Consider the following 24,331-nt stretch of genomic DNA (forward strand, 5'->3'; position numbering starts at 1 on the left):
CCGATGAGCCACACCATGAGCCCGAGCGAGCGCTTCGCGCAGCTGGTCGACCTCGACGCGCCGTCAGGGTTCCTCGACGGCGGCGACCCGCGGATGCGGCCGGTCGTCGCGCTCGCCGCGGCGCTGCGCCAGGCCGCGACCGCGACCGCCCCGGAACCGATGTCCAGCGCGACGAAGCTCGCCATGCGCGAGCGCCTGGTTGCCGCCGCGACCGCGACGCCTCCCGTAGCGGCGACGCCCGGCGTCGCCGCCCGCGTGGTGGAGGTGATCGAGAGCGGAGAACGACGGGCCGCCCGTGCCGGTCGGCGGGTCAGCCGGCGCATCACCACCCTGGTCGGCTCGGTGGTCATCGTGACCTCGGTCGCCGGCGTAGGGGTCGCCGCCGCGCGTTCGCTGCCCGGCTCGCCTTTCTACGACCTCAAGCGCGCCACCGAGGCAGTCCAGCTGTGGGCAACCTCGGGAGAGGCCGCCAAGGGCCAGCGACACCTCGAGTTCGCCCGCACCCGGATCAACGAGGCGTCGAACCTGCCCGCCGACTCGCCGTATCTCGCCTCGACGCTGAAGGCGATGAACGACGAGATCCGTCAGGCCAACTCCGAGCTCGTCAAGGCGTACCGCTCGACCGGCGACGTCCAACCGCTCGCCGACCTGGTGCGCTTCGCCCGGACCCAGGCCGGCGAGCTCGCACAGCTCGGCGCGAGGCTGCCCGCGACGCTGCACCAGGACACGGCGTACTCGGCGAACCTGCTCAACGGCGTGACCCAGGAGATCCGGTCGCTGACCGTCGGCGTCTGCCACCAGTGCGCCACCGGGTCCGCCCCGTCGATGCCCTCGCCGACCGTCGCGCCGAGCACCACGCCGTCGAGCCACCCGAGCACCACCCCGCACACCGGCAAGCCGTCCGATACGCCGTCGGTCAAGCCGAGCGTGGCCACCACCACGAACCCGCTCCACAACCTGCTGCCGACCGTGCCCCCGCTGCTCGGCGGCGGCACCGGCGAGCCGCTGCCGAATCTCACCCCGTTGCCGCTGCTCACTTCCCTGGCGCAGCTGCTCGGCAGCAGCTAGCCCAACCGCTTCCCCTCCACGGTCGCCCCGGCTCCCAGCGCCGGGGCGACTTTCGTTGTGCCCGGAACGCCGCGTTTGGTCCGTCACCACCACCTGGGTCGGTCGTTGAAGCAACTGGCGGCGCCCAGTCGCCGCGCAAGCACATCCGGTCCGCCGGACCTTCATGGAGGTAATGGCATGCCCAGCATGAGAACGCGTCGGGGCGCAGCCCTCGGTGCACTCGCGCTCGCCAGCACGACGACGTTGGCGGCTGTGGCCGCCACCCCGGCGACCGCTGCGAGCGGAACGACCAAGGCACCGGCGTACTACGCCGGCGCGGCGCAGGGGAACGCGCTCGGCCTGAGCATCGACCTTCCGGTCAAGCTCCCGCTGCTGCCCAACCCGCTCAGCCTCAACCTGATCCACCTCGAGGGCAAGACGGTCCACGACCCGCTGCACCTCGCCGGCACGACCTCCGCGGTGTCGAACGCGACCGCGAGCCTGGTGACCGGCAGCCTCGTCGACGCCCTGCAGAACACTTTGCACGTCGACCTCAACCGCACCGCATCGGTGGCGCTCGGTGGGCTGGCCCACCAGGAGACCTCGCTGCTGGACATCCCGGCGAAGCCGCTGGCGGACCTCTCGATCGGTGACCTGGTCGCCAACCTCGTCAAGAGCACGAACGCGACGAGCTCAGGCGCGGAGTCGATCCACGCGAACATCGCGTCCGGCAACGACCTGCTCGGCGCGCAGACGGTCACTCAGGTGCAGAACCTGGTCAACTCGACTCACCTGACGACCACGCTGCAGGGCACGGTCAACCAGGTGCTCTCGACGCTGCAGAAGGTCACCGCCACGACCCCGATCGTCGGTGACGCGGTCAACACCGTCACCAACACGGTGAACGCGGTCCTCGCCAAGGTGACCAACCTGGTCAACAACCTCGGGACGACGCCGCTGGTGAGCATCGACGTGCACTCGACCAACCAGAACGTCACGCCCACCGCGAACGGCGTCACCTCGACCAGCTCGATGGGCCTCGTCGACCTCAACGTGCTGGGCGGGCTGCTCTCGATCGACGGCTTCAACAACTCGGCGACCGCGTTCGCCAACGGTGTCGCTGGCGGCGCCAAGGCGACCGTCTCCGCATCGAAGCCGCTGATCCAGATCAACGCTGCTGACGCGCTCTGCGCCCAGGTAGGTGCCGATGGCATCAGCCTGTGCAACGTGGACGGTCTCGGCCTGCCGGCCGCGATCACCACGCAGGTCAACGGCCTGCTGAAGACCCTCTCGAACGAGATCAACCAGATCACCTCGAAGATCCTCGGCAGCGTCCCGCTGATCAGCGAGACGCCGGGCTCGACGCACGTGTCCGAGGACGGCAAGAGCGCTACCGCGACCGCGCCGTCGTACAACATCTCGGTCGGCAACCTCCTGACCGTGACCCTCGGCAACGGCGTCTCCGCCTCGGCGGCGGCCCTGCAGGACAAGCCGTCCAAGGTCGTCGTGTTCCACGACCCGCAGAACACGCCGAAGACGCTGCCGTACACGGGCCTGAACGAAGGCCTGCTCGGCGTGCTCGCCATGGTGCTGCTCGGCATCGCGGTGGTGGTTCGGCGACGTCTGATGGCCCGCTAGGTCACGCGCTGATGCCTCACTAGAGGCGAAGCTCAGGAAGCCCCGGTGTCGTCGACACCGGGGCTTCCTGGCGTTGCGAGGCGGGCGATGGCCCCTACGCTGGTGCACATGGCGGCGCGTGCGCGTTCCCGGGACAGCGCCGTCGAGGCCGGGCTCGCCTCGGCTGCGGCGGCGGAAGTCGAGGCCTCGCTCGCCGTACCGCTCGATCCGAAGGTCGCGGGCTTCTTCGACGTCGACAACACGATGATGCAAGGCGCCTCGATCTACCATTTCGCCCGCGGACTGGCCGCTCGCGACTTCTTCACCTGGCGCGACCTCGCGGCCTTCGCCTGGAAGCAGGTCGCCTTCCGCCTCAAAGGTGTCGAGGACCCGGCGCACATGGAGGAGGCGAAAGAAGCCGCCCTCGGCTTCGTCGCCGGCCACAGCGTCGAGGAGGTCGTCGGGCTCGGCGAGGAGATCTACGACGACCTCATGGCGGACAAGATCTGGTCCGGCACCCGGGCACTGGCCCAACAGCACCTCGACGCCGGGCAACGGGTCTGGCTGGTCACGGCGGCGCCGGCCGAGCTCGCCTCGCTGCTGGCCCGGCGCCTGGGCCTGACGGGGGCGCTCGGCACGGTGTCAGAGGTGAAGAACGGGATCTACACCGGGCGCCTCGTCGGGGAGCCGCTGCACGGCCCGGCGAAGGCCGAAGCGATCACTGCACTAGCCGAGAAGGAGGGCCTGGACCTGTCGCAGTGCTCGGCGTACTCGGACTCGGCCAACGACCTGCCGATGCTCTCGCTGGTGGGTCACCCCGTCGCGGTGAACCCGGACGCGGCGCTGAAGCGGATCGCGAAAGAGAACGAGTGGGAGATCCGCGACTTCCGGACCGGGCGCAAGGCGGCGAAGATCGGCGTACCGGCAGCAGCCAGCGCCGGCGCAGTAGCCGGCGGGATAGCAGTCGGCCTGAGCATGCGCCGCAACCGCCGCTGACCCACCCCCTCCCCCGCTACGTCGAGCCCAACGTTGTTGGTCTTCAACCCCCCTCGAAAGACCAAATACGTAGGGCTCGGCGGTTAGAAGAAGACGGACTTGCGCGCGAGAAGGAGCTTGTAGAGGGTCTGCTGGATGACCTCGCGGACCTGGTCGGTCAGGTTGAAGACCAGCATGGGGTCGTCGGCGCCCTCGGGGCCGATCTTGTCGGTCTCGATCGGTTCGCCGAACTCGATGATCCACTTCGACGGCAGCGGGATCATCCCGAGCGGCCCGAGCAGAGGGAAGAACGGCGTGATCGGCAGGTACGGCAGCCCTAGCGCCCGCGCCAGCGCCGGGACGTTGCCGACCAGGGGATAGATCTCCTCGGCGCCGACGATCGAGCACGGGATGATCGGTACGCCGGAGCGCAGCGCAGCGGACACGAACCCGCCGCGACCGAACCGTTGCAGCTTGTAGCGCTCGCGGTAGGGCTTGCCGATTCCCTTGAAGCCCTCCGGCCAGACTCCGACGAGTTCACCGGCCTTCATCAGTCGCTCGGCGTCCTCGTTGCAGGCCAGCGTCGCGCCGGCCTTACGTGCCATCGGCGCGACGATCGGCATCGTGAAGACCAGGTCGGCAGCGAGCATCCGCAGGTGTCGTTTGGCGGGATGGTGGTCGTGCAACGCGACGCCGGTCATCGCCGAGTCGATCGGGATCGTGCCGGAGTGGTTGGCCACGATCAGCGTGCCGCCGGTCAGCGGCACGTTCTCCATGCCGCGCACCTCGATGCGGAAGTACTTCTCATAGACCGGCCGCAGCGCCGGCAGCACGACGCTGTCGGTCAGGTCGGGGTCGAAGCCGAAGTCGTCGACCGGGAAGTCACCGGAGATGCGCCGGCGAAGGAACGCCAGCCCCGAGGCGAGCTTGCGTTCGAGGTCGGAGGTCTGCCCGGTGCCGGCGGACTCGACCGGCGCGACGTCGGCGGGCGCCGGGCGCGCGCGGCGGCGACGCGGTCCGCCCTCCGACCCGCCGTCGAGCGGGATCACTGTCGCCTCAGGCATGAATCCCCACCATCCCGGCCACGGCACGGCCGGCCGACTCGATCTTGTCCGGGTCGATGATGCGTTGCAGCCCACTACCCGACACGAAGTCGTCGAAGGCGGCGAGCGTGCTGAAGCGCGGCTCGTAGCCGAAGTCCTCGCGCAGGCGCCGGGTGTCGACGCCCCGGCCGAACTGCAGGAAGGCGAGCTGCTCAGGGGAGAAGTCGACGAGGCCGGTACGACGAAACATCGAGCCGACGAACGAGACCGCAGGCGAGGGCAGCAGCACGCTGGTGCGACCAGCCCGGCGGATCGCCTGGGAGAGCAGCACCACCCCGTCGCCCGCGACGTTGAAGGTCCCGCGGTGGTCCTCGACGACGGCCCGTCGTACCACCTCGAGACCGTCCTCGACATGGACGAACTGCAGGCGCGGGTCGAAGCCGAACACCTTCGGCACGACCGGCAGGGCGAAGTACCGCGTAAGCGGGGTGTCGATGCTCGGGCCGATGAAGTTCGCGAACCGCAGGAGCGTCACGTCGACGTCGGGGCGGCGCCGGCCGAGACCGCGTACGTAGCCCTCGACCTCGACCGAGTCCTTCCCGTAGCCCGAGCCCGGCAGCCGGCGAGGCTCCATGTTCTCGGTGAACAGCGCGGGGTCGCGTGAGGAGGAGCCGTAGACCGCGGTCGTCGACTTGACGACCAGCTTGCGCACGCTGGGGGCCTTCTGGCACGCGGCGAGCAGCTGCATCGTGCCGATCACGTTGATCTCTTTCATCGCGGTACGCCCGCCGGCGCCGTACGGCGTCGCGATGACGCTCATGTGGACGACGGTGTCGACGTGCGCCGAGGCGATGACTTTCGCGATGATCGGGTTGCGGATGTCGGCGCGGACGAACTCGGTCCGGCCGACGTCGGCGCGCGGCGGTACCACGTCGACGCCGATCAGCCGCTCGATCGAGTCGTCGGCGGACAGCTCCGCCGCCAGCCGCCCCCCGAGGTAACGGGAAACGCCGGTGATCAGGACAACCCGGCCGCTCACCCCAAAGAGGGTACGGGCCCGGGGGTCGCTACTTCTTGTTGCGGCGCTGGACGCGAGTCTTCTTGAGCAGCTTGCGGTGCTTCTTCTTCGCCATCCGCTTGCGGCGCTTCTTGATGACCGAACCCACGAGGAGCCTTCTTCCTAGCCGATTTCGTTAGCGAACCGGCGGTGAGGTCTCTCGCGTCCGGTCTCTTGCGACGAGGCTACCCGGCCTCGACGAACGAGTGCCGAAGGTAGTCGTGAACCGCCTGCTCGGGCACTCGCACCGAGCGGCCGACCCGCACGGCGGGCAGCGTCCCGGCGTTCACGAGCCGGTACACGGTCATCTTGGAGACGCGCATCACCGATGCAACCTCAGCGACCGTCAGAAAGCGCAACTCTCCGAGCCGCTCGGCTTCGGTGGCCATGCGTCAACCGCCCTCCCACGTGGACGGCGCGCCGGCTTCCCCTCCGGCGCACGCTCCGACCTCGTGCTCAGATGCGACTGTATCGGGAGATACAGCACCGCGTCACTGTGGCGGGTGAGGCATTCGGCCGAACGAGTGACGAGCGCCGGCGCAAGATCATTGGTACGGCGGGCGGATCAGGCCCTTGTCGCCGATGCGGGCGGCGTTGCCGGCGAAGTCCTCCCGGGACAGCGAACGCACCAGCGACAACGACTCGCCACCGAGCGACGGCCGCCCCTCGCTGTCGAGCAGCACGCTCGTGAGCTTGCCGCCGACAAAGCCGCCGCTGGGACTCAGCGTGACGTGCAGGATCGCCGAGTCCGACAGGACTCCCCCACCACCGAAGTTGTGGAAGTTCGCGAAGTTGCCGAGGCTGTAGGCGATCAGGTGGCCGCGGTAGAACTCCATCCCGCGCAGCACGTGCGGCCCGCTCGCCAGCACCAGGTCGGCGCCGTCGCGGATCGCCAGGTGCGCGAAGGCTTGCGGGTTGCCGCGATCCTCGCCGAGGAAGTACTCCTCCTCGCCGGTGACGTGCGTACGGTCCGATCCCTCGGCTCCGGCGTGCATGTAGACGACGACGATCGACGCCTCCTTGGCGGCCTCGCGGATCATCGCCGCGGCAGTCTCGAGGTCGAGCAGGTTCGCGTCGTAGTCGTACGGCGCGAACGCCACGAACGCGACCTTCTCGCCGGCCGCCTTGACGACGGTGATCTCGCCGGGAAGCCCGGTCTGCGCCATGCCTGCGGCGTGGATCGCACGGACGGTCTGCTCCTGCCCGGCCCTGCCGTAGTCGAACGAGTGGTTGTTGGCGTCGTTGAGGATCGTGAACCCGTCGTTCGCGAGGTAGCGGGCGAACCGCGGCGGGTTGCGGAAGGCGAAGCACTCGTCGTCGTGGGGCGGGCACTTGCTCGTCGAGGCGGTCGTCAAGGTGCCCTCGAGGTTGCCGAAGACGATCTGCGATCCGGCGGTCAGCGCGTGGTCGATGGGGTCGAGGTAGTGCCCCGGGTCGGGAGCCAGTGACGGTGTGTTGCCGAGGATCGTGTCGCCGACTGCGGCGATCGTGATGGTGCCGGTCGCCGCCGCCGGTGCAGGCGTCGAGGTCGGCGCCGGTGTGGCGTCTCCCAGTCCGGCGCCACACGCCAGGCCGCCGGCCACGAGCGAGGCGGTCATCGCGCCACGCACCAGGTAGGTCTTCATCGGACTGCTTCCACGAGGTCGGACATCGTCTGCGGCGCCTGCCTGCCGGTTCGTTCGCAGACGAGGTCGCGCCACGTGGCAGGGGTCGGCGTCGCAAGGTCGATCGGTACGCCGGTTGCGACCGCCAGCAGGTGCGCCCAGCTGCGAGGCACCACCTGGACCAGCTCGTATCCACCACCGCCGGTTGCCAGCCACCGGCCGTCGCAGAGCTCGTGCGCGAGGTCGTGCACCTTCGCGTGCGCAGCGCGCTGACCGTCGACGGTCAGCGCGAGGTTGGCGAGCGGGTCGAGCCGGTGGGTGTCGCACCCATGCTGGCTGACGAGGAACTGCGGCTGAAACGCGCGCAACGCGTCGGGTACGACCGCGTCGAACTCACGATGCCACGCCTCGTCGTCGACCCCTGGCGCGAACGGGATGTTGACGGCGCTGCCGCGAGCGTTCGGACCGCCGGTCTCGTCGGCGAAGCCGGTGCCGGGAAACAGAGTGCGACCGGACTCGTGGAGGCTGACGGTGAGCACCCGCGGGTCGTCCCAGAACAGCGCCTGCACGCCGTCCCCGTGATGGACGTCGATGTCGACGTACGCAACCCGCTCGTAACCCTGCGCCAGCAACCAGGCGATCGCGACGGCCGGATCGTTGTAGACGCAGAACCCGGACGCCCGTGAGCGCATCGCGTGGTGCAGGCCGCCGGAGATGCTCACACCGTGGTCGGCGTCGCCGGCAACGACGGCACGCGCCGCCGCGACAGTGGCACCGGCCACCAGAGCGCTCGCGCCGTGCATGTCGCAGAACACTGGGTCGTCCGGCGTACCCAGGCCGTGAGCCGGATCAGGCGCCAAGGACTGGCCCGCCCGGCGGACCGCCTCGACGTAGGCCGCGGAGTGCACCGGTTCGAGCAACGCGTCGTCGGCGGCGTCGAACCCGATCAGCTCGACGCGGTCGAGCACCCCGAGGTCTCGCGCCAGCGCCATCGTGAGCTCGACGCGAACCGGGTTGAGCGGATGGGAGGGGCCGAAGTCGTACTCCAGCAGCCGTTCGTCCCACGCGGCGGCGACCGAGCAGGTCACGTCAGCTCGACGGCGAGCTCTCGCGACCGGTCGCGGCAAGCCTGCATGCCGGCCGCGATGGCCTGTCGGATTCCCATCTCGTCAAAGGTGCGGATCGCCGCAGCGGTCGTGCCGTTCGGGCTGGTGACGTTCTCGCGAAGCGTCGTCGGGTCGTCACCGGAGTCGCGCATCATCGCCGCCGCTCCCGTCACGGTCTGGATCGCCAGGTCCTGCGCGACGTCTTTGTCCAGCCCGAGCGCAACGCCCGCCGCGACCATCGACTCGACGACGTAGAAGAAGTACGCCGGCCCGCTTCCCGACACCGCCGTCACGGCGTCGAGGTGGTCCTCGTCGACCCGGATGACCTTGCCCACGGTGGCGAGCAGCGCCTCTGCCCTCGCCAAATGCTCCTCGCCGGCGTTCGTGCCCGGCGCCACCGCACTCATGGCCTCGTTGACCAACGCCGGCGTGTTCGGCATGACGCGGACGAGCGCGGTGCCGGCCGGCAGATGTTGCTCGAGCGTCGCGCAGGACAACCCAGCGACGATCGAGATCACCAGCTTGCCGGCCGCGCCCAGCGTCGACACCTCGTCGAGCAGAGCCGTCGTCTCCGCCGGCTTCACGGCGACGAGCAACGTGTCGGCACGTCCGAGGGCGCCGGCCACGTCGTGTCGGGCGATGCCGTACTGCTCGGCGACGTAGGCCGCGCGGTCGTCGTACCGCTCGACGAAGACGACGTCATCCGCGTCGTACCCGGACCGGAGCAGGCCCGAGATCAGCGCCTCGCCCATCTTCCCCGCGCCGAGGAACGCGACCGTCGAAGCCATGCCGCGATCCTCGCAGATCGGGTGCGGGCTAGGCGCTCGATTCGTCGGCGGCGACCGGAGCCGCGAGGTGCAGCCTGGTGAAGGCGAGCGCCTCCGCGACGTCGGACTCACGCTCGATGCGGTCGTCAGCACGACGGGTGTTGATCTCCACCACGACCGTGCCGTTGAAGCCGTTGACCGCGAGCTGCTCCAGCAGCTCGGCGCACGGCTGCGCGCCACGGCCCGGGACGAGATGCTCGTCGCGGGCGCTGCCCATGCCGTCCGCGATGTGGATGTGAGCGAGGCGATCGCCCATGCGCGCAGCCATCTCGAGTGCGTCGTTCTGCGAGACGGCGGTGTGGGAGAGGTCCAGGGTGAAGTGACGGAAGTCCTCTTCGCTCGGGTCGTAGTCGGGCGAGTACGGAACGACGGACCGGCCGCGGGCACGCAACGGGAACATGTTCTCGACGGCAAAGCGAACGTCGGTCTCGTTGGCCATTCGTTCGATGCCTTCGATGAAGTCACGGGCGTACTCGCGCTGCCAGCGAAACGGCGGGTGTACGACGACCGTGGGCGACTGCAACGCCTCGGCGACCGCCTGTGCCTTCACGAGCTTCCCCCATGGCTCGGTGCCCCAGACGGTGCGCGTGATGATCAGGCAGGGCGCGTGGACGGCGAGGATCGCGATGCCGTGGTAGTCCGACAGCTTGCGCAGCGCCTCGACGTCCTGGCTGACCGGGTCGGGGGTGACCATCACCTCGACCCCGTCGTACCCGAGCCGAGCGGCCATCTCGAACGCGGCAGCCGTCGACTCCGGATAGACGGACGCGGTCGACAAGGCCACCTTCGCGTCCGGCACCTTGACGACTGTCACGACGTCAAAGCCTAGGCCCGTGGCGGCCGGCGGTGCCGATCGCCGTAGGGTTGTCCGGTGCCCGAGGTAGATCTGGATTTCCCGCGACAGTGGGTCGAGTTCGCCGACCCGGCGGACGCCGACCAGATCTTCCGCTGCGACCTCACCTGGCTGCTGTCGCGCTGGACGTGCATCTTCGGCAACGGCTGCAAGGGCATCGTCAAGGGCCGCAAGGACGACGGCTGTTGCACGCACGGCGCACACTTCTCGGACAAGGCCGACGAGAAGAAGACGAAGAAGTACGCGAAGGCGCTGAGTGCCGAGGAATGGCAGTACCGCGACGAGGGGCTGAAGAACGGCGTCACTGAGCTGGAGGACGGCGCCGCCAAGACCCGCGTGTACAAGGGCGCCTGCGTCTTCCTCAACCGGCCGGGCTTTCCCGGCGGGCAGGGCTGCGCCCTGCACCTGCACGCCCTCAACATCGGCAAGAACCCGCTGGTGACCAAACCGGACGTCTGCTGGCAGCTGCCGATCCGGCGTACCTACGACAAGCGGGTCCGCCCCGACGACACCGAGGTCCAGGTCGTCTCGATCGGCGAGTACGACCGGCGCGGCTGGGGTCCCGGTGGTCACGACCTCAACTGGTACTGCACCGGCGCCACCGAGGCCCACGTGGGCGAGGAGCCGGTGTATGTGAGCAACGCCCCGGAGCTCATCGAGCTGATGGGGCAGCCGGCCTACGACGTACTCGCCGAGATCTGCGAGGCCAACCTCGCCGGCCGCTTCACCGCCCACCCCGCCGACTGACCAGCAACGCTCCTTAGCTGGGGCAATCCGCCCAGCGACGCTGCGTTGCTGGGGGGAATGGCCCAGCAACGCAGCGTCGCTGGGCGCGTTGCGGGGAAGTGTCGCCGGTGCGCCTTACCGTCTCAGCCATGGCGTCGAAGGCGGCCGCGCGGCCTGCATACCGGTGTGACGAGTGCGGCGTCGAGGTCGCCAAATGGGTGGGGCGCTGCCCGGAGTGCCAGGCATGGGGCACGATCAGCGAGGCCGGCGCGAGGCCGGGCCTCAGTGTCGTCGCCGGCCCGGTGTCGGCTCCCGCCAGACCGATCGCCGAGGTCGAGGAAGGGTCCGCCCGGCACCGCGCTACCGGTGAGGCCGAGCTCGACCGGGTGCTCGGCGGCGGGCTGGTCCCGGGCTCGGTCGTGCTGCTCGCGGGGGAACCCGGCGTCGGCAAGTCGACGTTGCTGATCAGCGCGGCGGCCAGGATCGCGGAGAGCGGTCGGCGCTGCCTCGTCGTGACCGGCGAGGAGTCGGCGGCCCAGGTACGCCTGCGGGCCGGACGGATCGGCGCCCTCGCCGACGACCTCTATCTCGCCGCCGAAACCGAGCTCTCCGCGCTGCTCGGCCACGTCGAGACGGTCAACCCCGACGTCCTCGTCGTCGACTCGGTCCAGACGATCGGATCGGCGGACGTCGACGGAGCGGCCGGCGGCGTCGCGCAGGTTCGCGAGGTCGCGGCCGCCATCATCCGGTTGGCGAAGGCCCGTGGGATGGCGACGATTCTGGTCGGCCACGTCACCAAGGACGGCGCGGTCGCCGGCCCTCGCACCCTCGAACACCTGGTGGACGTGGTCTTGTCGTTCGAAGGAGACCGCCACTCGCGGCTGCGACTCGTACGCACCGTGAAGAACCGGTTCGGGCCGGCGGACGAGGTGGGGTGCTTCAACCTCACCGACGACGGCATCGTCGGTCTGCCCGACCCGTCCGGCCTGTTCCTCTCGCACGGCAGCAACCCCGTGCCCGGGACCTGCGTGACGGTCACGATGGAGGGCCGGCGCGCACTGGTCGCAGAGGTGCAAGCACTCGTGATGACCACCGATCTGCCCAACCCTCGACGGGCGACCAGCGGCGTCGACGCGGCCCGGTTGGCGATGCTGCTCGCGGTGCTGCAACGCCGGGCCAACCTGGCGTTCTTCAAGCGAGACGTCTACGCCGCGACGGTCGGCGGCGTACGAATCGACGACCCCGCCTCAGATTTGTCGCTCGCGCTCGCGCTGGCCAGCACGTTCCTCAACGTCGCGGTACTGCCCGGCCTTGTCGCGATCGGCGAGGTAGGGCTCGCCGGGGAGATCCGGCCGGTCTCCGGCGTACGCGGCCGGCTGGTCGAAGCGGCCCGACTGGGTTTCACGACGGCCCTCGTCCCGCCGCGATGCGGCTCGGACGCCGCGGGCATCCGCGCGATCGAGGTCAGCGACGTCATGGACGCGGTACGCCGGGTGTGGCCTGACGCCTAGCTCGCCGGACGAAGATCGACAACGATCACCGGCCCCACCAATAGACTCGCTCGTCGAGCGAATCGAGGAATGACGTGGCACCCGAGCGCGCCGAAGGCGATCTGCTGCGGGCGACCCTTGCCAAAGTCGCGCCGGGCACCCAGCTTCGCGACGGCCTCGAGCGGATCCTGCGCGGTCACACTGGCGCGCTGATCGTCCTCGGTCACGACAAGGTCGTCGAGGGAATCTGCACCGGCGGGTTCCCGCTCGACGTCGAGTTCGCCGCGACCCGGCTGCGCGAGCTGGCGAAGATGGATGGCGCCATCGTCCTCGACGACGGCCTCACCCGGATCCTTCGCGCCGCGACACACCTGGTGCCCGACCCGTCGATCCCGACCGAAGAGTCCGGCACTCGCCACCGTACGGCGGAGCGGGTGGCGCGCCAGACCGGCTACCCGGTGATCAGCGTCAGCCAGTCGATGCGGATCATCGCGCTCTACGTCGAGGGCCGGCGCTACGTGCTCGACGACTCCGCGGCGATCCTGTCGCGTGCCAACCAGGCCCTCGCCACGCTCGAGCGGTACAAGCTGCGCCTCGACGAGGTGAGCGGCACGCTCTCGGCGCTCGAGATCGAAGACCTCGTCACCGTCCGCGACGCCGTCGTCGTGACCCAGCGCCTCGAGATGGTGCTGCGGATCGCCTCGGAGATCGACGGGTACGTCGTCGAGCTCGGCACCGACGGCCGACTGCTCGCGTTGCAGCGGGACGAGCTGATGGCCGGGGTGATCCAGGAACGCGAGCTGGTGGTGCGCGACTACATGCCGCTGCCACACGGCCGCAAGCCGCGAACCGCCGAGCACGTCCTCGCCGAGCTCGACGCACTGTCCGGCGTCGACCTGCTCGACCTCGAGGTGATCGCTCGGGTGTGCGGGCTCGGCAGCGCCGCCGACGTGCTCGACACCCCGGTGTCCCCGCGCGGCTACCGGCTGCTCGCGAGAGTGCCGCGGCTGCCGTCGGCCGTCATCGACCGGCTCGTCGACCATTTCGGCGGACTGCAGAAGCTGCTCTCGGCCACCATCGACGACTTGCAGCTGGTCGAGGGCGTCGGCGAGACCCGGGCCCGGTCGGTCCGCGAGGGCCTGTCGCGGCTGGCGGAATCCTCAATCCTGGAGCGGTACGTATAGCTGGCGCGGAGCGCTTCCGAGCTCCACTCGCACGTCGCGGGCGTCACATCGCGGTGCCGGCCGCACCGTCACCTCCCCGGTCCCTCGCAGGGTAAGACCGCGGCAGCTGGCGTCGGTGATCGTCAGCATCCCCGGACGCTCGTCGCGATCGCGTACCCGCCAGCCCCAGACGCCGAACGAACGGGCGCCGCTGAGATAGGAGAACCGGGTTGGCACTGGTGGCGGCGCGCCGCCGCCGTCGGCATGCCGGACGACGGCGTACTGGGCCACCAGCTGCGCACGCAGCCACGGGTTCCAGTACCGGTCTTCGTGTATGCCCGGGTGGAGCTCGTAGTGCTGGCGCACCCCGGCCGCGGCGAACGCCTGGTTCATCTCGACGTTCGTCGGCAACACCAGATCCTCGAACGCCTGCGCCGTGAGGTAACCGGGCAGTGAGAGGTCAGCCGAAACGCGCGGGAGGGTGTCGTTGGAGAAGCCACGGATCATCAGTGACTGCCGTCCGCGCGCGAAGGCGGCCGCGTTGAGCGCCAGGTCGACCGGCTGGCGGGCGAGGTAGTACCCCTCATCGGCTGCCGGATCACCGAACGCGTACAGCACGACCGCGACGTCTTGCGCGGTTCCGGGCAGCCCGTTCAACGGGACAGTGCCGCCGAGCAGATCCGGCAGCCCGTCGGGGAGCGGGCCGAGGTCAGCGAGGCCGGGCGCCAGCAGGATGTTCATGATCCCGGAGTCGGCGCCGATGCTCGCCCACCGGTCGGGATGCGTCAGCCCGATGGCGTAGGACCCGTAGCCACCGAGTGACTCGCCGTCGAGGATGCGGGATGCGCGGCCACGCGCGACGTGCAGGTGCCGCTCGACGAAGGGCACCAGCTCGTCGACGACGTACGACGCGAACCGCGGTGGCGGACTCGGATAGCTCTGCCGGTCGCCACCGCGGCCGTACCTCGGGTTCCAGTCCACCCAGAAGCCGTCCAGCAACGGGCCCGGACCGTAGCCGCCGGGGACCGTCCGGCCATCCGGCGCGACCAGCACCAGGTCCAGCGGCGCTGCCGGCTTCCACTTCGCCTGGTCGGCGTACTTCCACGGGGTGGGCGTGCGGTACGGCGAGACCGCGGGCTCGCTGTCGAGCGCGGCCACCCAGGCGCTGGGATCCCTCGCCGTACCCAGCATGGAGGTGAGGTCGCCACCGAACCCGTGCAGCAGGTAGAGCGTCGGGCAGCGCCGGCGGGCGCAACCGGCCGGCACGAAGTAGGAGAACGCGGTGGTCCCGCCGAGGTCCGGTGCCGGTTCGCGCCGGCAGGTGACCACGCCCACCACCACGGCTGCGTTCGCGGCTTGGCAGTCGGCGAACGGCGAGGCGGCCGAAGACGGCGCGGCGCTCGCCCGGACGGCCGCCGGACCCGGCACGGTCGCGACGACAGCTGCGACGACGGCGGTCGCGAGGACCGCCCGTCTGATCAGAGCGCGGCGCTCAGGTCGTCGACTCCCGCAAGGGTCTCCGCCCAACCGGAAGCCGCGACGTCGAGCATCTTCTCGAGGTCCACCAGGAGCACCGGACCGTCTGCCGAGCTGCGCACCCCGACGACGTACGACGGCAGGACCTTCGCGGGTCGATCGGTCAGTTCGGGCAACGCGTCGGCAGGGAGCACGGCAAGCACCTGGTCGACCGCGACGCCGACGGCGTCCTCCGCCACCTCGACCACCAGAACGTCACCCTGGTCCTCCGGTGCGTCTGCGCCGCGGACGTCGAGGACCGGCAACGGCGCGCCGCGCAGCTCGATCACGCCGGCCAGCGGCGCCTGCACCCCGGGCAGCCGTTGCAGACCGGTCAGCCGCACGATCTCGCGTACGTCGTCCAACGAGGTCGCGAAGGTGCGCGCCGCGAGGCGGAACATCACGTAGCCGGTGGTCATGGTGTGCCCTCGAGTGAAGCAGCCGCGCCGGCTCGATCGGCCAGCTGGTGACACAGCGCGGCGAGCTCGCCGACCTCGCGCCCACCGAGCTCGGGAGCGGTCATGTCGGCCGGACGGTTGCCGAGCGTGCGCGCCGCCGCTCGGTAGGAGCGAGCGGCGGCCACACCTTCACCCACCCGGTCGAGGGCACCGGCAAGCATGAAATGGGCGAACCCGTGCTCAGGGTCGAGGTACAAGGTCTTTCGCAGCACGACGAGTGCATCGGCATCCCTGCCGAGGTTCGTAAGCGCGACCCCCCACAGATAATGCGCATCCGGCCGCAGCGGAGTGCTGCCGGCAACCTCTGCCGCGATGTCGGCGGCCTCGGCGTAGCGGCCCTCGTCCAACGCGACGCGTACCGCGTCGAGCGGGTCCGGAAGCGGTGCCGCCGAAGGCACGACACGCGGCACCGGAAGCGCCGGGGTGACCAGTCGCGGCAGCTTCGGCACCGCGCCGGCATGCTTTTCCCGGCGACGACGGTCGGAGTCGCTCTTTCGGCGTTCGGGCGCTCGCGGCACCGGCTCGTCAGCCGAGCGGCGGTCGGGCAGCACCCGGCGGCGGTCGGCGTCATCGGCCTTCTCCTCGACGTCGTCGAGGCGGCGGTAGACGAAAGCGTCCCCGAGTGAGACGAGGGTGAAGTCGTCGCTGATCTGCCAGAGCGTCTCGGCGTGACCGAGGAACAGGTAGCCGCCGTCCCGCAGCCGCTCGTGGAGGCGCTTCATGAGCTGACGAGTGGTGTCGCGGTCGAAGTAGATGGTCACGTTGCGGCACAGGATGAGGTCGGCTTCTCCCGGCTCGAACGCGGCCGGTTCGGTCACCAGGTTGCGGTGCTCGAACTCGACGATCGAGCGGACCTCGTCGCGAACCGTCCACGCGGTGCCGTCCGGGTCCGGCACGAACCAGCGCGCCAGGTCGGACGGCTCGGTCATCACGAATGACCGCTCGCCGTACCTCGCCGCGCCTCCCGCCGCGAGGCCGCGGGTCGAGATGTCAGTGGCGAGCACCTTGACGTCCCAGTCGGTCGACGCGGGAAGCAGTTCGCGGACGAGGATCGCGACCGTGTAGGCCTCCTCGCCGGTCGAGCAGCCGGCACTCCAGATGCGCAACCGCTTGCGGTCGGCGTTCTGCCGAATCAGCTCAGGCATGACGTACTTGCGAAGCGCCCGGATCTGCGGCGGGTTCCGGAAGAAGTGGGTCTCCGGGATCGTCACCTCGTCGAGCAGCGCCTGGCGCTCCTCTGCACCGGTGACCGCAGTGACCTTCGCGAGGTAGGCCGCAACGTCAGGGGTTCTGGTCGCCCGCATCCGCTCGCCGACCGAGAAGCTGAGGGAGTCCCGGCGCGAGTCGTCGAAGGACAACCCCGCGGCCTCGTGGAGCAGCCTCGTGATCGCCGCGAACTCCGCGTCGCTGAGCGCGACGCGCTTCATACCTTGCCGCCGTCCACCGGGCTGAGCAGCCGATGCAGCGCAACCGAGATCTCCGGCAGGGGCAGTTGGAGGTCGACCGCATCCTCGGACTTCGCGGCCGCCGGCATCCCGTACACCGCGCTGGTCGACTCGTCCTGGCCGATCGTGAGGCCACCCCGGTCCCGGATCCGCTTCAGACCGGTCGCACCGTCACGTCCCATGCCGGTCAGCAGTACGCCGGCAGCCATCGAGCCGTAGGACTCGGCGGCGGAGGTGAACGTCACGTCGATGCCCGGGACGTGGTACTGCGTCGGAGGGGGCGGTGACGTGGTCACCCGCAGATGGTCGTGAATGACCAGGTTGGTTCCGCCGGGCGCCACGGTGACTGCCCCCGGGGCGATCCGCTTGCCGTGCTCGCCCAGGACGACGGGCAACGGGCAGACGTCGTCGAGCCAGTGGGTCAGGCCCTCCATGAACCCGTCGGCCATGTGCTGCACGACCACGATCGCGGTGTCGGTACGCCGCGGCAGATCCGCCAGCAGCGTCGCGAGGGCCTGCGGGCCGCCCGTCGAGGCACCGATCACGAGCAGCTCGAACTCGCGCTGCGCGAGGCTCTCCATCAGTGCGCTCGGCTCGTCAGGACGCGGTGGCGGCTGCCGCCGCGACGTGCTTCGAGGTGCCGGACGTTCGGTCGTGCCGTCCAACCGGGCCGTGGTCATCGAGGACCGCGTGACGCCGAGCCGTCCTCGGGGATGGGTGATGACCCGCACCCGGCCGGCAACCCGCAGTCGCTGGCGCAGCTCCTCGGCGTACTCCGAGAGCCGGGCGCTGTCCTCAGGTCCGGGCTTGGCCATCACGTCGATGGCGCCGGCAGCCAGCGCCGACGCCGCGTTGTCGCGGTCGGCGCCGTTGACGAAGGCGGAGTACACGACGATCGGTGTCGGCCGATTGGCCATGATCCGTTCGATCGCCTCGATGCCGTTCATGACCGGCAGATGCAGGTCCATGATCACGGCGGTCGGCTGCAGCCGTTCGACGAGCGCGACGGCATCGCGGCCGGTTCGCGCCTCGCCGACCACCTCGAGCAGCGGGTCCGCCGCCATCGCGGCGCGGATGAACCGGCGCTGAGTCGCCGAGTCGTCGACGATGACCACCGTGACCGGAGACGGGAGCTCCGGCTGCGCAGTCACCTGTGACATGTCGTCGTGTCCGTCCACGTGCTTGAGGCTGCGGACGAGATGTCCGAAGCCACCCGATTGAGGCGTTCAGTCAGTGTTCTGGGTGAAATGGAAGGTCACCTGCTGCGCCCGGACGCCGGCCAGCTTTGCGGCGAGGTGGTAGGTGCCGGGCGAGGCCGCCTCGCCCGGGCTGCAGCCGGGGTCGAGACGCTTGCCGTCCCAGGTGATCGACAGCGTGGTCGTGGCACCGGGGGCGAGATTCTTGGTGGTTGCGACGTCCGAGGTCGGGCAGCCTGCGCTCGCCCCGGTCGTCCACCAGTCGGCGGCCCCCGAGGTCACCGTCCAGATTTCGTCCGACGGCGCGGTGGTCAGCCGGCAGGTGGTCGAGGAGACGTTGGTGAGTGTCCCGGTGAACACCGGCTCGTCACCGACGGCGTACGTCTGCTCCGAGGTCGTGATCGCGGCGGACAAGTCTCCGGGCGCGCAGTCCGTGACGCCACCCGCCGGCGTACTGCTGCCGGTCGGGGTGCCGGAACCGGTCGAGCTCGCCGACGGCTTCTTCCCGCCCCCCGAACAGGACACCGCGATGACGATGATCAGGATGAGCGGCACGCCGAGGACCACCAGCCGGCGGATCCAGTAGACCCGCGCCGGCTGCGGGCCGACCGGCGACAGCACGCTGCTCATCCGGATGATCGTAGGACGCAATGTCGCGCCGGATGGGACACTCGAGGGTGAGGATGACCGACATCAGGTTCGCCCGCGAGGTCCAGCGCTGGTACGACGCGAACAAGCGCGATCTCCCCTGGCGCGGGCCGGACGTCACCGCCTGGGGCGTGCTGGTCAGCGAGGTGATGCTCCAGCAGACCCCCGTCGCTCGAGTGCTTCCCGCGTGGCAGGCGTGGCTGGCGCGCTGGCCGATCCCGGCATCGCTGGCCGGCGAGGCCCCGGGCGAAGCGGTGCGGCAGTGGGGCCGGCTCGGTTACCCGCGACGGGCACTACGACTGCACCAGGCCGCCAACGCGATCGTCGCCCGCCACGGCGGCGAGGTGCCTGCGTCGTACGACGACCTGCTCGCGCTTGCGGGCGTCGGCGGCTACACCGCTGCCGCGGTCGCAGTCTTCGGCTACCACGCTCGGCACGCCGTGCTCGACACCAACGTCCGCCGTGTCTACGCGAGGTTCTTCTCGGGAGCGGCGGACGTAGCCACGGCCTCGCCCAGTCGCGCCGAGCAGGCCGCCGCGACCGACCGCGTCCCCGCGCTCGACCCGGCCCGATACAGCGTCGCCGTCATGGAGCTCGGGGCGTTGGTCTGCACGTCGCGAGACCCGCGCTGCGGGGCCTGTCCGGTCCGCGGCGACTGCGCATGGCGTCGAGCCGGCAAGCCCGCGGCGGCCGCCACGCGCAAGCCACAGGGGTACGCCGGCACCGACCGGCAGGTGCGCGGCCGGCTGCTCGCAGTCCTTCGCGAGGCGGCCGACGTGGTCACGCGGCCGGAGCTGGAAATCGTCTGGGACGACGTCGTGCAGCGTGAGCGTTCGTTGGCCGGCCTCATCGAGGACGGGCTCGTCGAGGCGGTTGGTAGCGACCTCTTCCGGCTGCCGACATGAGGTACGGGTTCGCCCATCGCGGCGGACGGGCACACGGGCCCGACAACGTGCTGCCGACGTTCACCGAGGCGCTGGCTCGTGGCGCGCGCGCAATCGAGACCGACGCGTGGGTGACCGCCGACGGCATCGTCGTACTCGATCACGACGGCCTGCACCGCGCCGGCGCGGCCGACGAGGTCCCGATCACCACGGTGCGCCGGGCCGAGCTCGCCGTACACATCCCCACCCTCGATGACCTCTATCGCAGCTGCGGGACGGACTTCGAGCTCGCCGTCGACGCGAAGGGGGACGGCGGCGCGCCGGCCATCGCGGACGTCGCCCGGCGTCACGGCGCCGCAGACCGGCTATGGGTGTTCACACCGAGCGCCGTCCTGCCCGGTGCCATCGAGCCGGCACACGCCGGCGTGACGGTGCGCGGACGGCAGCTGTGGCGCCGGTCACGCCGCCGGGAGCTGCTCCGTCACCTGGCGGGCGATGGCGTCGAGGTCGTCAACGCGCGGTGGCCGTACTGGCATCGTCGCGCGGTCGATGACGTCCACGAGCTCGGGCTACTCGCCTTCGCCTGGGACGTGCAGTGGCGTCTCGCGCTCGCCCGCTGTCGCCGCCTCGGCATCGACGGAATCTTCAGCGACCACGTCAATCTGCTCCACAAAGCCCTCACCGGCCCCTAAGGAAACACAAACGTTGCTGGAATCACGTTCTCAGCGCTCACGGGGCTCGGCAGAACGGTCTTTCGCAACGTTTGTGTTTTCTTGCGTACGGCGAGGGGCGGTCAGCGGCGCGTGGCGTGGGTCAGGCGGCGTAGTTGCGGAGCACCCGCAAGGCCGCCTCGGCGTAGGGCCCGTCAGTGGTCAAGCCCGAGTCCTCGGGAGCCAGTCGGTGCGCGCCGACCCGGCAGAACGCGCCGGCGTCGCCGGTGATCCGCGACGGTGCATCGCTGTCGCCGTACTGCCAGATCTGGCCGTCCGGCCCGGCGAGCTCGGCATAGACCGGCTGCGGGTCTCGACCGGCCAGGCCGAAACCGTACGGCAGGGTGCGGTGGGCGAGCCAGGCGACGTGGCGCAACCTCGCGGTGTCGGGATAGGGCACGCCGAGTGCCTCGGCGATGTCGAGCGCGTGCGCCCAGTGCTCGGCCAGCCTGGTCGTCGCCATCACCTGTGGGCGCAACGGCGCCGCGGCCCAGGGATAGCGCGCGTCGGGGTCCGCCTCGCGCAGGGCGGCTAGTGCCGCCCGGCGCGCGGTACGCCAACGCTGGAAGACCTCGAACGGGTCGCCGCGTTCGGCGCGCACCCGGTTGTCCATGATCTCGTCGAGCGTGTCGCCCTCCACCGGGAACGCGTCGATCAACGACACGTGTGCGCCGGTCACGCTCGTGACGACCGCCTCCTCGCTCTGCGCGAGATGCAGTACGACGTCGGAAATGCTCCACCCCACGGCCGCTGACGGCGAGAGCCACTGTGCCTCGTCGAGGCCACCGACCATCGCCTCGATCGCGTCCTGCTCGGCCGCAAGATCGGCGATCACGGTCGCCGCGTCAGTCGTCATCGTCCCCCACCGACTCGTCCGTGTCTGCGGTCGCCATCGGCGCCGCAGACACGGACAACTTGGACTAGCTCGCCTCGGAAGCGCCGTCCGCGGAGGGCGCGGTGCCCGCCTCGACCAGCGGTACGTCGAGCTCCATCGGCTTCGACTCGCCGCGGAAGGTGAACCGCTCCTCGCCCTCCTCCGGCTCGTCGACGTCGACGACGACGATCTGACCGGCGGTCAGCTCGCCGTAGAGGATCTTCTCGGACAGGGTGTCCTCGATCTCCCGCTGGATCGTGCGACGCAGCGGTCGGGCGCCGAGCACCGGGTCGTACCCCTTCTTGGCCAGCAGCCGCTTGGCGTCCGAGGTGAGCTCGATCGCCATGTCCCGGTTCTTCATCTGCTCGTCGACGCGACTGATCATCAGGTCGACGATCGTGACGATGTTCTCCTCGGAGAGCTGGTGGAACACGATCGTGTCGTCGACCCGGTTGAGGAACTCCGGCCGGAAGTGCGACTTCAGCTCGTCGTTGACCTTGAGCTTCATGCGCTCGTAGTTGTTGACGTCGTGGTCGCCGGCGGCGAACCCGAGGTTCAGGCCTTTCGCGATGTCCTTGGTCCCGAGGTTCGTGGTCATGATGATCACGGTGTTCTTGAAGTCGACCGTACGGCCCTGCGAATCGGTGAGCCGGCCGTCTTCGAGCACCTGGAGCAGCGCGTTGAAGACGTCGGGGTGGGCCTTCTCGATCTCGTCGAAGAGCACCACCGAGAACGGCTTGCGGCGTACCCGCTCGGTGAGCTGACCGCCGTCTTCGTAGCCGACGTAACCCGGCGGGGAGCCGACCAGCCGCGACACGGTGTGCTTCTCCATGAACTCGCTCATGTCGAGCTGGATCAGCGAGTCGTCGTCGCCGAAGAGGAACTCGGCCAGCGTCTTGGACAGCTCCGTCTTCCCGACCCCCGACGGCCCGGCGAAGATGAACGACCCACCAGGCCGCTTCGGATCCTTCAGCCCGGCGCGGGTACGACGGATCGCCTGCGCGACGGCCTTGACCGCCTGCTCCTGACCGATGACGCGCTTGTGCAGCTCGTCTTCCATGCGGAGCAGGCGCGCGGTCTCCTCCTCGGTCAGCCGGAAGACCGGGATGCCGGTCCAGGTCGCGAGGACCTCCGCGATCTCCTCGTCGGTGACCTCGGCGACGACGTCCATGTCGCCGGCTTTCCACTCGCGCTCACGGTCGGCCTTCTGCGCCAGCAGCTGCTTTTCCTTGTCGCGCAGCGACGCCGCCTTCTCGAAGTCCTGCGCGTCGATCGCGCTCTCCTTGTCGCGGCGTACCGAGGCGATCTTCTCGTCGAACTCGCGCAGGTCCGGCGGCGCGGTCATCCGCCGGATCCGCATCCGGGAGCCGGCCTCGTCGATCAGGTCGATCGCCTTGTCCGGCAGGAACCGGTCGGAAATGTAACGGTCGGCGAGCTGCGCGGCGGCGACCAGCGCGGCGTCGGTGATCGAGACCCGGTGGTGGGACTCGTACCGGTCGCGCAGCCCCTTGAGGATCTCGATCGTGTGCGCCAGCGTGGGCTCGCCCACCTGGATCGGCTGGAACCGGCGCTCGAGCGCCGCGTCCTTCTCTAGGTACTTGCGGTACTCGTCGAGGGTCGTCGCACCGATCGTCTGCAGCTCTCCGCGAGCGAGCATGGGCTTGAGGATCGACGCCGCATCGATCGCGCCTTCGGCGGCACCCGCACCGACCAGGGTGTGGATCTCGTCGATGAACAAGATGATGTCGCCGCGGGTGCGGATCTCTTTGAGGACCTTCTTCAGCCGCTCCTCGAAATCGCCGCGATAGCGACTGCCGGCGACCAGCGCGCCGAGGTCGAGGGTGTAAAGCTGCTTTTCCTTGAGGTTTTCCGGAACCTCGCCTTTGACGATTCCCTGGGCGAGACCCTCGACGACCGCGGTCTTGCCGACGCCGGGCTCGCCGATCAGCACCGGGTTGTTCTTGGTACGACGCGACAGCACCTGCATGACGCGCTCGATTTCCTTCTCGCGCCCGATGACCGGGTCGAGCTTTCCTTCGCGCGCCGCTTGGGTGAGATTTCGGCCGAACTGGTCGAGCACGAGCGAGGTGCTCGGGGTGCCTTCCCCGACGCCACCGGCCGCCGCGGGCTCCTTGCCCTGGTAGCCCGATAGCAGCTGGATGACCTGCTGGCGCACCCGGTTGAGGTCGGCGCCGAGCTTGACGAGCACCTGCGCGGCGACACCCTCGCCCTCACGGATCAGCCCGAGCAGGATGTGCTCGGTCCCGATGTAGTTGTGTCCGAGCTGCAGCGCCTCACGCAGGCTGAGCTCGAGCACCTTCTTCGCCCGCGGCGTGAAGGGGATGTGTCCGCTCGGCGCCTGCTGCCCTTGGCCGATGATCTCCTCGACCTGCTGGCGGACGCCCTCCAGCGAGATGCCCAGGGACTCGAGGGCCTTGGCGGCAACGCCTTCGCCTTCGTGGATCAGGCCGAGCAGGATGTGCTCGGTCCCGATGTAGTTGTGGTTGAGCATCCTGGCTTCTTCTTGCGCCAGGACCACGACGCGTCGCGCGCGGTCGGTGAATCTCTCGAACATCCTCGCTCCTCGCGCCGTACCCGGGTTGCCCCGTTGTCCGCATGCTAGCCCTGGCATGTGACGCACCGCGCCACTCCTCCAGAGCCTTCACTTACTTAGACGCAACGAATCACGAAGAACGTTCGATTCCACTTCAGCCGATGGCGAAACCTTGCCGAATGCGGCGTTTCGTCACCAAGCGGTCAGTGGCCCGCGGCGGTGTACTGCTCGATGATGTCTGCCGGGATACGCCCGCGCTCGTTGACCTTGATGCCCGACGACCTGGCCCAGGCTCGCACCGCGGCCGGGTCGACGCCGGCCGATCCGCGTGCCCGGCGCCCACCCGATCCCGCGATCCGTCCGGTACGTCGTGCAACGCCGACGTAAGGCGCGAAGGAGTCGCGCAACTGCGCGGCGTGCTGTGCACACACGTCGATCTCGAAACCGGCGCCATCCAATGCGAACCGAATCGTCTCGGTGCCCTCGGTGTCGTCGTCATGGAGATCACAAACCAGCAGAACCTGTACTCGCTGAGCCAT

Annotated in this window: 24 protein-coding genes; 8 read left to right on the forward strand and 16 right to left on the reverse strand. The window is 69.7% G+C overall.

Features of this window, described 5'->3' with window-relative positions; genetic code table 11:
- Positions 1-3: 3 nt before the first annotated feature.
- The 3 genes from VG899_14045 (at position 4) to VG899_14055 (ending at position 3,660) form a co-directional block, all read left to right on the forward strand.
- A complete protein-coding gene (locus VG899_14045; protein HWA67478.1) occupies positions 4-1,068 on the forward strand; it encodes a DUF5667 domain-containing protein in 1,065 nt (354 codons plus the stop codon).
- A gap of 186 nt (positions 1,069-1,254) precedes the next feature.
- Complete coding sequence (locus VG899_14050) at positions 1,255-2,685, forward strand: hypothetical protein (GenBank protein ID HWA67479.1); 1,431 nt, start codon at positions 1,255-1,257, stop codon at positions 2,683-2,685.
- 108 nt (positions 2,686-2,793) lie between these two features.
- On the forward strand, positions 2,794-3,660 hold the full coding sequence (locus VG899_14055; protein ID HWA67480.1) for an HAD family hydrolase: 867 nt from the start codon (positions 2,794-2,796) through the stop codon (positions 3,658-3,660).
- Between the two features lie 83 nt (positions 3,661-3,743).
- On the opposite strand, the gene VG899_14060 is transcribed toward VG899_14055, so the two are convergent.
- The 8 genes from VG899_14060 to VG899_14095 form a co-directional block, all read right to left on the reverse strand.
- Entirely contained in the window at positions 3,744-4,703 is a 960-nt protein-coding gene (locus VG899_14060; protein ID HWA67481.1) for a lysophospholipid acyltransferase family protein, read from the reverse strand.
- Entirely contained in the window at positions 4,696-5,721 is a 1,026-nt protein-coding gene (locus VG899_14065) for an SDR family oxidoreductase (protein ID HWA67482.1), read from the reverse strand. The genes VG899_14060 and VG899_14065 overlap by 8 nt, the downstream gene beginning before the upstream one ends.
- Before the next feature lie 28 nt (positions 5,722-5,749).
- Complete coding sequence (locus tag VG899_14070) at positions 5,750-5,848, reverse strand: AURKAIP1/COX24 domain-containing protein (protein ID HWA67483.1); 99 nt, start codon at positions 5,846-5,848, stop codon at positions 5,750-5,752.
- Positions 5,849-5,924: 76 nt separating this feature from the next.
- Positions 5,925-6,128 carry a helix-turn-helix domain-containing protein gene (locus VG899_14075; protein HWA67484.1) on the reverse strand — a complete coding sequence of 68 codons (204 nt, stop codon included), beginning with the start codon at positions 6,126-6,128 and terminating at the stop codon, positions 5,925-5,927.
- A gap of 156 nt (positions 6,129-6,284) precedes the next feature.
- Positions 6,285-7,364 carry a CapA family protein gene (locus VG899_14080; protein ID HWA67485.1) on the reverse strand — a complete coding sequence of 360 codons (1,080 nt, stop codon included), beginning with the start codon at positions 7,362-7,364 and terminating at the stop codon, positions 6,285-6,287.
- Positions 7,361-8,431 carry an acetoin utilization protein AcuC gene (locus VG899_14085; GenBank protein HWA67486.1) on the reverse strand — a complete coding sequence of 357 codons (1,071 nt, stop codon included), beginning with the start codon at positions 8,429-8,431 and terminating at the stop codon, positions 7,361-7,363. Before VG899_14085 ends, VG899_14080 begins: the two co-directional genes overlap by 4 nt.
- Positions 8,428-9,237, reverse strand: a complete 810-nt coding sequence (proC, locus tag VG899_14090; protein ID HWA67487.1) for a pyrroline-5-carboxylate reductase — start codon at positions 9,235-9,237, stop codon at positions 8,428-8,430. The genes VG899_14085 and proC overlap by 4 nt, the downstream gene beginning before the upstream one ends.
- Before the next feature lie 28 nt (positions 9,238-9,265).
- Positions 9,266-10,090 carry a sugar phosphate isomerase/epimerase gene (locus VG899_14095; GenBank protein HWA67488.1) on the reverse strand — a complete coding sequence of 275 codons (825 nt, stop codon included), beginning with the start codon at positions 10,088-10,090 and terminating at the stop codon, positions 9,266-9,268.
- 57 nt (positions 10,091-10,147) lie between these two features.
- Here VG899_14095 and VG899_14100 point away from each other — a divergent pair, with 57 nt between their 5' ends.
- From VG899_14100 to disA, 3 genes are all read left to right on the forward strand, one after another.
- On the forward strand, positions 10,148-10,876 hold the full coding sequence (locus VG899_14100) for a hypothetical protein (protein HWA67489.1): 729 nt from the start codon (positions 10,148-10,150) through the stop codon (positions 10,874-10,876).
- A 128-nt stretch (positions 10,877-11,004) separates the two neighbouring features.
- Positions 11,005-12,366, forward strand: coding sequence for a DNA repair protein RadA (radA, locus tag VG899_14105; protein ID HWA67490.1), 1,362 nt, complete (start codon positions 11,005-11,007; stop codon positions 12,364-12,366).
- 74 nt (positions 12,367-12,440) lie between these two features.
- Positions 12,441-13,529, forward strand: coding sequence for a DNA integrity scanning diadenylate cyclase DisA (disA, locus tag VG899_14110; GenBank protein HWA67491.1), 1,089 nt, complete (start codon positions 12,441-12,443; stop codon positions 13,527-13,529).
- Here disA and VG899_14115 read toward each other — a convergent pair.
- The 5 genes from VG899_14115 to VG899_14135 are packed head-to-tail and all read right to left on the reverse strand — an operon-like array spanning position 13,506 to position 18,752.
- Positions 13,506-14,936 carry an alpha/beta hydrolase-fold protein gene (locus tag VG899_14115; GenBank protein ID HWA67492.1) on the reverse strand — a complete coding sequence of 477 codons (1,431 nt, stop codon included), beginning with the start codon at positions 14,934-14,936 and terminating at the stop codon, positions 13,506-13,508. The two genes, disA and VG899_14115, sit on opposite strands and share 24 nt — an antisense overlap.
- Positions 14,937-14,986: 50 nt before the next feature.
- Positions 14,987-15,442 carry a chemotaxis protein CheW gene (locus VG899_14120; protein ID HWA67493.1) on the reverse strand — a complete coding sequence of 152 codons (456 nt, stop codon included), beginning with the start codon at positions 15,440-15,442 and terminating at the stop codon, positions 14,987-14,989.
- Complete coding sequence (locus tag VG899_14125) at positions 15,439-16,908, reverse strand: CheR family methyltransferase (GenBank protein ID HWA67494.1); 1,470 nt, start codon at positions 16,906-16,908, stop codon at positions 15,439-15,441. The genes VG899_14120 and VG899_14125 overlap by 4 nt, the downstream gene beginning before the upstream one ends.
- Positions 16,905-18,104, reverse strand: coding sequence for a chemotaxis-specific protein-glutamate methyltransferase CheB (gene cheB / locus VG899_14130; GenBank protein ID HWA67495.1), 1,200 nt, complete (start codon positions 18,102-18,104; stop codon positions 16,905-16,907). Before cheB ends, VG899_14125 begins: the two co-directional genes overlap by 4 nt.
- Before the next feature lie 48 nt (positions 18,105-18,152).
- Positions 18,153-18,752 (reverse strand): hypothetical protein, encoded by a 600-nt coding sequence (locus tag VG899_14135; protein ID HWA67496.1) that lies wholly within the window; start codon positions 18,750-18,752, stop codon positions 18,153-18,155.
- A gap of 53 nt (positions 18,753-18,805) precedes the next feature.
- Between VG899_14135 and VG899_14140 the strand changes: the two genes are divergently transcribed.
- Both VG899_14140 and VG899_14145 read left to right on the forward strand, forming a co-directional pair.
- Entirely contained in the window at positions 18,806-19,675 is an 870-nt protein-coding gene (locus VG899_14140) for an A/G-specific adenine glycosylase (GenBank protein HWA67497.1), read from the forward strand.
- Positions 19,672-20,346, forward strand: a complete 675-nt coding sequence (locus VG899_14145) for a glycerophosphodiester phosphodiesterase (GenBank protein HWA67498.1) — start codon at positions 19,672-19,674, stop codon at positions 20,344-20,346. Before VG899_14140 ends, VG899_14145 begins: the two co-directional genes overlap by 4 nt.
- A 121-nt stretch (positions 20,347-20,467) precedes the next feature.
- On the opposite strand, the gene VG899_14150 is transcribed toward VG899_14145, so the two are convergent.
- The 3 genes from VG899_14150 to VG899_14160 all read right to left on the reverse strand — a co-directional run bounded on the left by VG899_14150 (position 20,468) and on the right by VG899_14160 (position 24,331).
- Positions 20,468-21,220 carry a maleylpyruvate isomerase family mycothiol-dependent enzyme gene (locus tag VG899_14150; protein ID HWA67499.1) on the reverse strand — a complete coding sequence of 251 codons (753 nt, stop codon included), beginning with the start codon at positions 21,218-21,220 and terminating at the stop codon, positions 20,468-20,470.
- Positions 21,221-21,284: 64 nt separating this feature from the next.
- Positions 21,285-23,813, reverse strand: coding sequence for an ATP-dependent Clp protease ATP-binding subunit (locus tag VG899_14155; GenBank protein ID HWA67500.1), 2,529 nt, complete (start codon positions 23,811-23,813; stop codon positions 21,285-21,287).
- Positions 23,814-23,995: 182 nt separating this feature from the next.
- The gene (locus tag VG899_14160; protein ID HWA67501.1) at positions 23,996-24,331 is read right to left on the reverse strand and encodes an Lsr2 family protein; all 336 of its coding nucleotides are present in this window, start codon (positions 24,329-24,331) and stop codon (positions 23,996-23,998) included.

This window comes from Mycobacteriales bacterium, from assembly GCA_035550055.1.
In the GTDB taxonomy this organism is placed as follows: domain Bacteria; phylum Actinomycetota; class Actinomycetes; order JAFAQI01; family JAFAQI01; genus DASZTV01.